The organism is Pseudomonas sp. 18.1.10, from assembly GCF_024655625.1.
Taxonomy (GTDB): Bacteria; Pseudomonadota; Gammaproteobacteria; order Pseudomonadales; family Pseudomonadaceae; genus Aquipseudomonas.
On the sequence record NZ_JANLGL010000183.1, the window covers coordinates 1 to 11,056 of the forward strand.

An 11,056-nucleotide genomic window follows, 5' to 3' on the forward strand; every position below is an offset into this window, starting at 1 on the left:
GAGTGTTGGGGCAAGAGCGTTTTGCTTACTTTTGCGCTCTTCAAAAGTGAGCCGCTGTAAGAGCGGAACCATAAGCCGCCGTTACCGCAGCAACGGATATGTACTTACTCCAAAAACCCCAAGCTCAAGCCGCCGAAAGCGTCACCCAATACCCACTCAAATGCCCCGTAACAACCACCGGATAAGTCCCCACCAACATATTCAACGCCCGCTGCGTATCACCCACCGGAAACGCCCCAGAAACAAGCAAATCCGCAATCCCCGGATCACACCGCACAACGCCGCGTCGATACCGCGCCAGCTCCGCAACAAAGTCCGCAAGGCGCATCTTGTCCGCCATCAACATCCCTTGCGTCCACGCCCCAACATTCCGGTCAGCAACCTCAACCCCACCAAACGTCTGCGCCGAAAAATCCGTACGCTGCCCCGCATTGACAACCAACGGCGCACCCTGGCGATTCTCAGCCAACACCACTTTCACCGCCCCCTCAAGCACCGCCAGATAAGTCCGCGAACCCAGTTCGCGCACCGTAAAGCGCGTCCCCAGAGCCTGCATATGCCCCTGGCGCGTACTCACCAGAAACGGCCGCGCAGCATCCGCAGCGGTCTGCACCAGGATCTCCCCCTCACGCAACTGCACCAGCCGCTGCTGGCTATCGAAGCGCACGTCGATCGCAGTGTCGGTGTTAAGGGTGATGCGCGAACCATCGGCCAGCACCAGCTCACGACGCTCGCCGACATGGGTGCGGTAATCCGCCATCCACTGCTGCGACTGCGCCAGCTTCCAACCGCCCCAACCGACCGGCATCACCGCCAGCAACAACGCCAGCTTGCCCAGCGCCGCGCGGCGTTCCGGGTGGCTTGGGCGATCCAGCGCCGACATCGCCAGGGCCGGCGGCAAACCGCCGAGCTTGCTTTGCAGCAACTGCGCCCGGGCCCAGGCGCGGTCACGTTCGGGGCTGCTGACCTTCCAGCGCTCCCATTCGGCGCGTTCGTTGGCGCTGAGGTCGTTTTCGCTCAGGCGCATCAGCCATTCGGCGGCTTCTTCGAGGACGTCAGCGGGCAGCGGCGGTTCCTTGCGCAGGCTGAGCATTCATTCCACCAGCATCAGGCACTGCACAAACGCCTGTTTCATGTAGCGTTTGACGGTAATCAGCGACACGCCCAACTGCACGGCGATGTCGTCGTATTTGAGGCCGTTGAGCTGCGACAGCAGGAACGCACGCTTGACCAGTGGCGGCAGCGCATCGAGCATCGCGTCGATTTCGTGCAGGGTCTCCAGCACCATGAAGTGGGTTTCGGCCGACGGCGCTTCTTGCAGTGGCGCGCTGGCCAGGGCTTCCAGGTAGGCACGTTCCAGCGCCTTGCGCTGGTACCAATTGACCAGGATGCCCTTGGCCACGCAGGTCAGGTAGGCCCGTGGCTGGTCGATCACCGTGACCTGGGAGGCGAGGATGCGGGTGAAGGTGTCCTGGGCCAGGTCCGCCGCATCCATGGCGTTGCCGAGTTTGCGTTTGAGCGTGGCGTACAACCAGCCGTGATGGCCGCTGTACAGCGCCTCGATTGCGCGCAGGTGCTGGGTGTGATCGGCTTCGAGGATTTCGCTCATGACGCGCAACCGTGCAATTGAGAAGTATTCCCAATGCTAAGGGACAACCCTGCGTGAGCGCAACGCGAGAATCGCAAGCAGCGCCAGCCCGTAGGCCACGCAGACGAACAGGTAGGTGTACGCCAGCCCATACACCTGGCTGAGCAACCCGCCGAGCGAGATGCCGGCAATCGAGGCGAATTGTGCCGTGCCCTGGGCGATCCCCAGCACGTGGCCCTGGCTTGCGCTGTCGGCAGTCTTGGAAATCAGCGCCATCAGCACCGGTGTCGTGGCGCCGAGCAACACGCCCCACACCAGGTAGCCCAGGGCAAACACCAGCGGGTTGCGGGTGATGCCGGCCAGGGCGGTGAGGGCGATGCACCCGAGTACCACCCCGGCGATGCGTTGCAGCGAGTCGGCTTGTGTGCGCCCTTCGAAGTGCCGCGCCCAGGTGGTCGCGGACAGGATGAAACCCAGCGCGAGCAAGCCGTAGCACAGGCCGACCCAGGCGTTGCTGACGTTGAACGTGCTGCTCACATACAGCGCGAACGAGGTCTGCGGCAGCAGCCGCGCCAGCAACAGGATGCCCATCACCGCCAACAGCGGCAGCAGCGCCGAACCGCGCCACGCCACGGCGCCGGAGGCGGTCACGGTTTTCTGCTGCGGCGGTACATCGGGCAAGGTCAACGCGGCGATCAGCGTGCACATCGCGCAGAGTGCGGCAGCGCTGAGGTTGATCCAGAAGAACGTTGCATGGTCGAGGATCAAGCCGCCGAGCACCGCGCCCAGCAGCGAGCCGACGTTGGTGGAAATCTGCAACAGCGCAAACAGGCGTGCGCGCCGCGCCGGCACTTCGATGCTCACCCCATACGCCTGGGCCGGGGCGATATAGCCGGCGCACGCACCCTGCAAAAAACGCAGCAGCAAGATCGCCCAAATATCTGTGACCAGCGCCAGTGCGAGTTGGGTCAGGGTCAGGCCGACCAAGGCGCGGATCATCATCAGCTTGTGCCCATGACGATCACCGATACGCCCCCAGAATGCGCTGGTCAGCAGGATGCCAAGCATCGGCCCGACGTACACGGCGATGCTGGCGAAACTGAACAGCGCATCGGAGTCGGTCAACCCGCGCAGATGCACCGGCCAGAACGGCCCGCTCATTTCCATCGCGCCCATGGACACGAGCTGGATCGCGAACAGCAGGGAAATCAGGACGCGGGTCGGTGGCATGGCTCAGTCTCGATTTTCAAAAAAATATACGGGGGGCTGATACTTTTTCGCCGGTCGGCTGGCATCAGGAGTAATTCTCATCCGATGCAAGGACCCCGACGTCATGCCCGTTGCCAGCCGGTTAACATTCGCCATCCGTACTGCCCTGTTGTTGGCCGCCGCCAGCGGCAACGCCTGGGCCGCCACCGCCGAGTCGCACGACGACAGCGCGCAGAGCCTGACCCTTGACGCGACAGACGTCAACGCCGTCTACAGCGGCGCCACGGCCTTGCCCGAGGTGCTCGCCGGTGGCCAGGTCGCCCGTGGCGCGCGCCTGGGCATGCTGGGCAACAAGGACGTAATGGACACCCCGTTCAGCGTCACCAGCTACACCGCCAAGACCCTCGCCGACCTGCAAACCGTGACCGTCGCCGATGCGTTGGAGCGTGACTCGTCGGTGCGTTCCACCGGGCAGTCGGGCGGTATTGTCGACTCGTTTTTCGTGCGCGGTTTTGCGATTGGCGAGGGCAACCTCGGCGAGTTGGCGTTCGACGGCGTGTACGGCGTGGCGCCCAACTACCGCGCGTTCACCGAGTACGCCGAGCGCATCGAAGTGCTCAAGGGCCCGGGGGCGCTGGTGTACGGCATCTCGCCCAACAGCGGCGTGGGCGGGGTGATAAACATCGTGCCCAAGCGCCCGCTGGATGCGGATTTGACGCGCTTTACCGGCAGCTATGCCTCCGACAGCCAGGTCGGTGGCCACCTCGATATCAGCCGTCGTTTCGGTGATGAAAACCAGTTTGGCGTGCGCTTCAACGGCAGCCTGCAGGGCGGCGACACGGCCGTGGACAACCAGAGCCGCGACGTCGGCATCGGTGCGATTGCCCTGGATTATCGCGGCGAGCGCCTGCGCTTGAACCTCGATTACATCAGCCAGAAAGAAAGCTGGGAGGGCGCCTCGCGGCCGTTCACCATCCAACCGGGCGTGCAGGTGCCGTCGGCGCCGAATGGCCGCACCAGCCTGCCGCAGAAGTGGGGTTGGTCGGACACCAAGGAGCAGTCGCTGCTGCTCGGCGGCGAATATGACCTGAACGACAACCTCACGGTGTTCGCCCATGCCGGTGGCGGGCGTTCGGATGTGAAGCGCATGTCCGACCAGGTGCCGCGCATCCTCAATGACGCCGGCGACACCAGCAACACGCCGGGCTACTACAAATTCAATGTCGACCGCTCCACCGCCGACGTGGGCGCACGCGGGCTGTTTGCCACCGGCCCGGTGACGCACACCACCACGCTGATGGCGACCCGTTACACGGATGAATTGTCGCGGGGCATCAACAACGGCACGCTGATCCGCTCCAACATCTACCACCCGGTGGACACGCCCAAGCAATACATCAACACGCCGAAGGTGCTGCGTATTTCCGAAACGGAGTTGTCTGGCATCGCGTTGACCGACACCCTGGGCTTCCTTGACGACCGCATCCAATTGACCCTCGGCATGCGCCACCAAGCCATCGAGTCGCGTAACTACAACGCCGCCGGCGGCGTCAGCGCGCGGTATGACGCCAGCGCCAACACGCCGCTGCTCGGTGTGGTGGTCAAGCCGTGGGAGGACGTGTCGCTGTACTACAACTATGTCGAGGGCCTGAGCAAAGGCGACGCCGCACCGGGCACGGCGAGCAATGCCGGGGAGACCTTCGCACCCTACGAGTCCAAGCAACACGAACTCGGCGTGAAGTACGAACACGGCACCTTCATGACCACAGTGGCGTTGTTCCAGATCGAAAAACCCAGCGGCGAGACCGGTGCCAACGGTGTGTATTCGGTGCAGGCCGAACAGCGCAACCGCGGTGTCGAGCTGAGCATGTTTGGCGAAGTGGCCCCCGGCACCCGCCTGATGGGCGGCGTGACCTTCCTCGATGGCGAGCTGACGAAATCCGCCACCGCCGCCAACCGTGGCAACAAGCCGGTGGGCGTGCCGGATATCCAGGCCAACCTCTGGGCCGAGTGGGACACTCCGGGACTGGAAGGTTTTACCCTCACGGGCGGCGCGATCTATACCGACCGCCAGTTCGTCGACCAGGCCAACACCCAGCAGTTGGATTCCTGGACGCGCATCGATATGGGCGCACGTTACGCGACAAAGATCGAAGGGCGACCCACCACCTTCCGTGCCACGGTGCAGAACGTGTTTGACCGTGAGTACTGGTCGGGTGTGGCCTCGTACGGCGCGTTTTCGCCGGGCTATCCGCGCACGTTGCAGTTGTCGGCCAGCGTGGATTTCTAGGGCGCGGATGTCGATATCAGACGCATTCATGCCGCACCCAGGCTATTTTCGGTCCAGCCGGCCCGCGTAAGGTGACTCATCATTAAGAAATGATGATCGCCTGACTCTTCAGTCAGTACGCCTTACGTCGATCACCGAGAATAAAAACAACGATGAATAGCCTGAACACCAAGGATTCCAACGGACAGTTGGCGCAGGGCTTCAAGCCGCGCCACGTCACCATGCTCTCCATCGCCGGGATTATCGGCGCGGGGTTGTTTGTCGGTTCCGGGCACGCGATTGCGGCGGCGGGGCCGGCGGTGATGCTGGCTTATCTGTTTTCCGGGTTGCTGGTGGTGCTGGTCATGCGCATGCTCGGCGAGATGGCGGTGGCCAATCCGGACACTGGCTCGTTCTCGACCTATGCCGACCAGGCCATCGGCCGCTGGGCCGGCTTCACCATCGGCTGGTTGTACTGGTGGTTCTGGGTGTTGGTGATCCCCATCGAAGCCCTGGCCGCCGGGCATATCCTCAACCAGTGGTTCCCGCAGATCGACGCTTGGCTCTTTGCCTTGTTGTCGATCTTTTTGTTGGTGGTGACCAATCTGTTCAGCGTGTCCAAATACGGTGAATTCGAGTTCTGGTTCGCCATGGCCAAGGTGGTGGCGATCATCGGTTTCATCGGCTTGGGCTTTGCCGTGCTGATGGGCTGGATTCCCGAGCGCGAAGCCAGCGGTCTCAGCACCTTGATGGCGGAACACGGCGGTTTTGCGCCGAACGGGCTGTCGGCGGTGGTCGGCGCGTTCATTACCATCATGTTCAGTTTTATCGGCACCGAAGCCGTGACCATCGCCGCCGCCGAGTCGAGCAACCCGGCGCAGAACATCGCGCGGGCGACCCGTTCGGTGATGTGGCGCATCGGCGTGTTCTACGTGTTGTCGATCTTCGTGGTGATCTCCGTGGTGCCGTGGGATGACCCGCTGCTGGCCTCGGTGGGCTCCTATCAGCGCGCCCTGGAACTGATGAATATTCCCCACGCCAAGCTGCTGGTGGATATCGTGGTGTTGATCGCCGTGGCCAGTTGCATGAACTCCTCGATCTACATCGCCTCGCGCATGCTGTTTTCCCTGGGCAAGCGCGGTGATGCGCCCGCCCTGATGAAAAAGACCTCGGCCGCCAGCGTGCCGCGCGGTGCGGTGATCGCGAGTACGGTGCTGGGGGCGGGCGTGACCTTGCTCAGCTACTTTATGCCGGCCGGGCTGTTCCAGTTTCTGCTCGCCAGCTCCGGCGCGATTGCCTTGCTGGTGTACCTGGTGATTGCCGTGTCGCAACTGCGCATGCGCAAGGTGTTGCTGCGCCGCAACGTCACGCTGACGTTCAAGATGTGGCTGTTTCCCTGGCTGACCTGGTTGGTCATCGCGTTTATCTGCAGCGCGTTGACGGTGATGCTGGTCACGCCCGCACACCGCTTCGAGGTGTCATCCACCCTCGTGCTGGCCTTGCTGATTGCCTTGGTCGGCCTGGTCACCGCGCGGCATCCCGAACCCCAACCACAGGCCGTGTCCGCAGCCGCCCAGCCATGACCGCGCGGCCGATCAACAGCCTGGTGTTCCTGCTGTTGGACCAGTTCACGCTGATCTCCTTGGCGTCGGCTTTGGAACCGTTGCGCATGGCCAACCAGCTGGCCGGCCAGGAGCTTTACCGCTGGCATACGGCGAGCCTGGACGGCAACCCGGTGTGGGCCAGCGACGGGGTGCCCATCACCCCGGACGGTTCGATCCATAGTGTGCCAGTGGCCGACAGCGTGATCGTGTGCGGCGGTATCGGTATCCAAGGCACCGTGACCGGCGAACTGGTCAAGTGGCTGCGCAGCCAGGCACGTTATTCCAAGCGCCTCGGCGGCATCTGTACCGGCAGTTGGGTGCTGGCACGGGCCGGCTTGCTCGATGGTTATGAATGCAGCGTGCATTGGGAATGGCTGGCCGCCATGCAGGAAGCCTTTCCACGGGTGACACTCAGCACCAGCCTGTTCACCCTCGACCGCGACCGCCTCACCAGCTCCGGCGGTACCGCGCCGCTGGACATGATGCTGCACCTTATCGGCCGCGATCACGGGCATGAACTGTCTGCCGCGATCTCGGACATGTTTGTCTACGAGCGCATCCGCAACGAGCAGGATCACCAGCGCGTGCCCCTCAAGCATATGTTGGGCACGCAGCAACCCAAGCTGCAGGACATCGTCGCGTTGATGGAGGCCAATCTGGAAGAGCCGATTAACCTCGACGAACTGGCCGCCTACGTGGCGTTGTCGCGGCGCCAGCTGGAGCGCATGTTCCAGAAATACCTGCACTGTTCGCCCTCGCGCTACTACCTCAGGCTCAGGCTGATTCGCGCGCGGCAGTTGCTCAAGCAGACGCCGATTTCCATCGTCGAACTGGCTGTGCTCTGTGGGTTTGTGTCCACGCCGCACTTCTCCAAATGCTACCGCGAGTACTTCGGCGTGCCGCCCAGCGACGAGCGCTCGGCCACCGACAGTGAGCGCTCCATCGTGGTCAAGCCGATCCTTCACTCAGCGCCCGCGCCCATGCCGATCAACGTGCTGGAGCAGGCGCGGGGCGAGTCGACGTTTGCCAGTATCAAGAACCTCAAGCCCTGATTTCAGATCGCTTGCGGTTTGAAGTCGCTGGCGGCTACCGGCATCACGCCTTGCATCAGCGCGACGGATTTTTCCAGGCCTTCGAGGCTGTTGAGCAGCACGTCTTCGTGTTCGATGGACAACCAGCCGTCGTAGCCGGCCATTTTCAGGCGGTAGCAGAACTGCCGCCACCACTGTTCGCCATGGCCGAAACCCAAGGTGATATAGGACCAGCTGCGTGCCGATACGTCCATCAGCGAGCCGTTTTCCAGCAGTGAATCCACCGCCTGCACCGGTGTGTTGAGCAGCGTGTCCTTGGCGTGTACGTGGTACAGCGCAGCGCCGAGGGCGTCGGCGGCGGCCAGTGGGTCGGCGCCCATCCAGAACAGGTGCGACGGGTCGAGGTTGGCGCCGATCACCGGGCCGATGGCGTCGCGCAGCTTGAGCAGCGAGCGCACGTTGTACACGCACTGGTTGCCGTGCAATTCGAGGGCGATGCGCTCCACGCCATGGGCCTTGGCCAGGTCGGCGATCTCGCTCCAGAACGGCAGCAGGCGTTCTTGCCATTGGTAGTGCAGCATGGTTTGCGTCTCCGGCGGCCATGAGGCGACGACCCAGTTGGGCATGCGGTCGCCAGCCTGGCCCTCGGGCAGGCCGGACATGGTGCACACGGTCTTGATCCCCAGTTCACCGGCCAGGCGGATCGTGTCCTTGAGGCACTGCGCCTGTTCCGGCTGGGTCGGGTGCAGCGGGTTGCCGTTGGCGTTGAGGGCGATGATTTCCAGGTTGTGCTGTTCGAAGCTGCGGGTGAAATCGCGGCGTGCGGCGTTGCTGTCGAGCATCTGCTGCAGGTTGAAATGCGGCGCGGTGGACCAGCCCCCGGTGTTCACTTCCAGGCCCGACAGGCCCATGCGTTCAGCGTGCTTGAGCACATCGCCCAACGGCAGGTTGCCGAGGGTATCGGTGACAAATCCCAGTTTCATCGCGAAGCTCCTGACAGGTGTTGTGGTTGTTATGGGGCGATTATTCGCAGCGGTCCGCTTGCCTTCAAGGACGAGCAAGGGCCAGGGCTGATGGGAATTCCATCAAATGGCACGGCACAAAGGATTCTTCAAATACGGGCCTAGGGTTTATAACTGAGGGTATTCACATCATTCAGGACGGGTCCGCCATGTCTCAGCAAGCCCCTGTGCCATTCTGGAAGGGCCCCACCGTGGAGCAGATCGCCAAGGTCGCGCGGGTCGGCGTCGCCACCGTGGACCGCGTGCTCAACCACCGTGCCGGGGTGCGCGAACAGACGCGGCTCAAAGTGCTGGCGGCGCTGGACAAGCTCAGGCAAGACCTGGCCAACGGCACGGCCACCCTGCATATCAAGCTGTTCTGCGACTCGGGGGAAACCTTCAACACCACGCTGGCCGAGGCACAGGAGGCGGTGAACAGCTCAACCCCCGGCGTGGTGGTTGACGGTCACTACGTGGCCAGCAACAGCGTCGACCCAGCGGCCTTCGCCGATCGCGTGCAGGCCGATGGCGCCACCGCCGACGGGGTGATTGTGGTCTGCCGTGAACACCCGGCGATCAACCGCGCCGTGCGCGCCTTGTGTCGCCGGGCAATCCCCGTGGTCTGCCTCACCACCGACTTGCCCAATTCCGGGCGCAGCGCCTACGTTGGCAACGACCAGTACGCCGCCGGCAGCGTCGCCGGGTTGCTGATCGGCAACGCGCTGGCGCGGCAGAAGGCGAAGATCCTGCTGGTCACCAGCATGGCGTTCCGTTGCCAGCAGGAGCGTGAGATGGGCTTTCGGCGGGTGCTGCGCGCGGAGTTCCCGCACCTGAAAATCGATGAGCGGATGGTGTCTGACGATCGCCCGCAGACCACCGCCGAACAGTTGCTGCGCTACTTCTCCAAACACGATTACCCGGTGGCGATCTACAACGTCGCCGGGGCCAACCGTGGCGTGGCGCAGGCCATCGGCACCATACCCGCCGAACAGCGGCCGGTGTTTGTCGGGCACGAGTTGACCGGGCATACCCGCGCGATGCTCGAAACCGGGGTGATGGACTATGTGCTGTCCCACGACTTTATCGGCGAGGTGGCGGCAGCGGTGCGCTGGATTCGCGGGGCCCGAGAGGGCGCGCGGGCCGCCCCGGCGTTCACCCGGGTGCTGGTGCATACGCGTTACAACTGTGATTGACGATAAAGACGTAAAAGTCCAGTATGGAATTATAAGTACAAAATAAAGCTTGCAGCGTTTTCTTCTCTCTTGCCAAACCAACAACAACCCGCGAGAACCTCATCATGAAGAAACTCCCCCTCATCACCGCCCTGGCTTTGGGCCTGTTCGCTTCCAGCCACCTGCTGGCGGCGGAAAAGACCCTGCGTATCGGTATCGAAGCGGCTTACCCGCCGTTTGCGTCCAAGACGGAAAAAGGTGAAATCGTCGGCTTCGACTACGACATCGGCAATGCCCTGTGCGCGCAGATGAAGGTCAAGTGTGTGTGGGTCGAAGGTGAGTTCGATGGCCTGATTCCTTCCCTCAAGGTGAAGAAAATCGACCTGGCGCTGTCGTCCATGACCATCAACGAGGATCGCAAGAAGTCGGTGGATTTCACCCATAAGTACTACTTCACGTCGTCGCGCCTGGTGATGAAGGACGGCGCCGTGGTGGATGACCAGTACGCCAGCCTCAAGGGCAAGACCATCGGTGTGCAGCGCGCCACCACCACCGACCGTTATGCCACCGAGGTGTTTGAACCCAAGGGCATCACCGTCAAGCGCTACAGCAACAACGAAGAGATCTACATGGACCTCGCGGCCGGGCGCCTGGATGCGATCTTTGCCGACACCATCCCGCTGAATGACTTCCTGCAAATGCCACGGGGCAAGGGCTACGCGTTTGTCGGACCGGAGCTGAAGGACCCGAAATACGTGGGCGAAGGCGCGGGGATTGCGGTGCGCAAGGGTAATGGGGAGTTGGTCAGCGAGTTGAACAAGGCGATTGACGGGATTCGTGCGAGTGGTGAGTACCAGAAGATTTCAGAGCAGTATTTCAAGTCTGATATCTACGGCGATTGAGGCTGCTCACCGATATTGAGGCAGCCTAGGTCCATGTGGGAGCTGGCTTGCCTGCGATGCAGACACCTCGGTACATCAGGCAAACCCAGTTGATGCCATCGCAGGCAAGCCAGCTCCCACAGGGGAACGCGTCAGTTTCATCGATCAGGTCGGCTGTCAGGCCGCCGCGCTTTGCTTTTGATTTTGATCTTGGGCGCCCCGTTAAACACGCTGGCCGGAATCCGACATGGATTTGGGGGGTAAACCGGCAGGGATGCCGGTTTAGCCGCCCCGCGCCATG

9 protein-coding genes are annotated in these 11,056 nt (G+C 62.7%); 5 read left to right on the plus strand and 4 right to left on the minus strand.

Translation table 11 applies throughout. The features are described from left to right. Positions 1-124 precede the first annotated feature (124 nt). Genes NUV89_RS23295 through NUV89_RS23305 form a run of 3 tightly spaced genes read right to left on the minus strand, consistent with a single transcriptional unit; the run spans position 125 to position 2,818 of the window. Entirely contained in the window at positions 125-1,093 is a 969-nt protein-coding gene (locus NUV89_RS23295) for a FecR domain-containing protein (protein WP_257783170.1), read from the minus strand. Next, complete coding sequence (locus NUV89_RS23300; RefSeq protein WP_257783171.1) at positions 1,094-1,609, minus strand: sigma-70 family RNA polymerase sigma factor; 516 nt, start codon at positions 1,607-1,609, stop codon at positions 1,094-1,096. A gap of 36 nt (positions 1,610-1,645) precedes the next feature. Then, a complete protein-coding gene (locus tag NUV89_RS23305) occupies positions 1,646-2,818 on the minus strand; it encodes an MFS transporter (protein ID WP_257783172.1) in 1,173 nt (390 codons plus the stop codon). A 103-nt stretch (positions 2,819-2,921) separates the two neighbouring features. Between NUV89_RS23305 and NUV89_RS23310 the strand changes: the two genes are divergently transcribed. The 3 genes from NUV89_RS23310 (at position 2,922) to NUV89_RS23320 (ending at position 7,722) form a co-directional block, all read left to right on the plus strand. Continuing rightward, the gene (locus NUV89_RS23310) at positions 2,922-5,087 is read left to right on the plus strand and encodes a TonB-dependent siderophore receptor (protein ID WP_257783173.1); all 2,166 of its coding nucleotides are present in this window, start codon (positions 2,922-2,924) and stop codon (positions 5,085-5,087) included. A 152-nt stretch (positions 5,088-5,239) separates the two neighbouring features. After that, positions 5,240-6,649: a GABA permease gene (gene gabP / locus NUV89_RS23315; RefSeq protein WP_257783174.1), complete on the plus strand. Its 1,410-nt coding sequence runs from the start codon at positions 5,240-5,242 to the stop codon at positions 6,647-6,649. Further along, a complete protein-coding gene (locus tag NUV89_RS23320; protein ID WP_257783175.1) occupies positions 6,646-7,722 on the plus strand; it encodes a GlxA family transcriptional regulator in 1,077 nt (358 codons plus the stop codon). Before gabP ends, NUV89_RS23320 begins: the two co-directional genes overlap by 4 nt. Positions 7,723-7,724: 2 nt before the next feature. Here NUV89_RS23320 and NUV89_RS23325 read toward each other — a convergent pair whose 3' ends face one another. Further along, on the minus strand, positions 7,725-8,684 hold the full coding sequence (locus NUV89_RS23325) for a sugar phosphate isomerase/epimerase (RefSeq protein WP_257783176.1): 960 nt from the start codon (positions 8,682-8,684) through the stop codon (positions 7,725-7,727). 188 nt (positions 8,685-8,872) lie between these two features. Here NUV89_RS23325 and NUV89_RS23330 point away from each other — a divergent pair, with 188 nt between their 5' ends. Together NUV89_RS23330 and NUV89_RS23335 are read left to right on the plus strand one after the other, a co-directional pair. Then, positions 8,873-9,895 (plus strand): LacI family DNA-binding transcriptional regulator, encoded by a 1,023-nt coding sequence (locus NUV89_RS23330; protein ID WP_257783177.1) that lies wholly within the window; start codon positions 8,873-8,875, stop codon positions 9,893-9,895. 104 nt (positions 9,896-9,999) lie between these two features. Then, the gene (locus NUV89_RS23335; RefSeq protein WP_257783178.1) at positions 10,000-10,776 is read left to right on the plus strand and encodes an ABC transporter substrate-binding protein; all 777 of its coding nucleotides are present in this window, start codon (positions 10,000-10,002) and stop codon (positions 10,774-10,776) included. The last annotated feature ends 280 nt before the right edge of the window (positions 10,777-11,056 follow it).

Coding starts and splice junctions, on each gene's coding strand:
- NUV89_RS23295 (WP_257783170.1), bottom strand. CDS start 1,093: ATGCTCAGCCTGCGCAAGGAACCGCCGCTGCCCGCTGACGTCCTCGAA.
- NUV89_RS23300 (WP_257783171.1), bottom strand. CDS start 1,609: ATGAGCGAAATCCTCGAAGCCGATCACACCCAGCACCTGCGCGCAATC.
- NUV89_RS23305 (WP_257783172.1), bottom strand. CDS start 2,818: ATGCCACCGACCCGCGTCCTGATTTCCCTGCTGTTCGCGATCCAGCTC.
- NUV89_RS23310 (WP_257783173.1), top strand. CDS start 2,922: ATGCCCGTTGCCAGCCGGTTAACATTCGCCATCCGTACTGCCCTGTTG.
- gabP (WP_257783174.1), top strand. CDS start 5,240: ATGAATAGCCTGAACACCAAGGATTCCAACGGACAGTTGGCGCAGGGC.
- NUV89_RS23320 (WP_257783175.1), top strand. CDS start 6,646: ATGACCGCGCGGCCGATCAACAGCCTGGTGTTCCTGCTGTTGGACCAG.
- NUV89_RS23325 (WP_257783176.1), bottom strand. CDS start 8,684: ATGAAACTGGGATTTGTCACCGATACCCTCGGCAACCTGCCGTTGGGC.
- NUV89_RS23330 (WP_257783177.1), top strand. CDS start 8,873: ATGTCTCAGCAAGCCCCTGTGCCATTCTGGAAGGGCCCCACCGTGGAG.
- NUV89_RS23335 (WP_257783178.1), top strand. CDS start 10,000: ATGAAGAAACTCCCCCTCATCACCGCCCTGGCTTTGGGCCTGTTCGCT.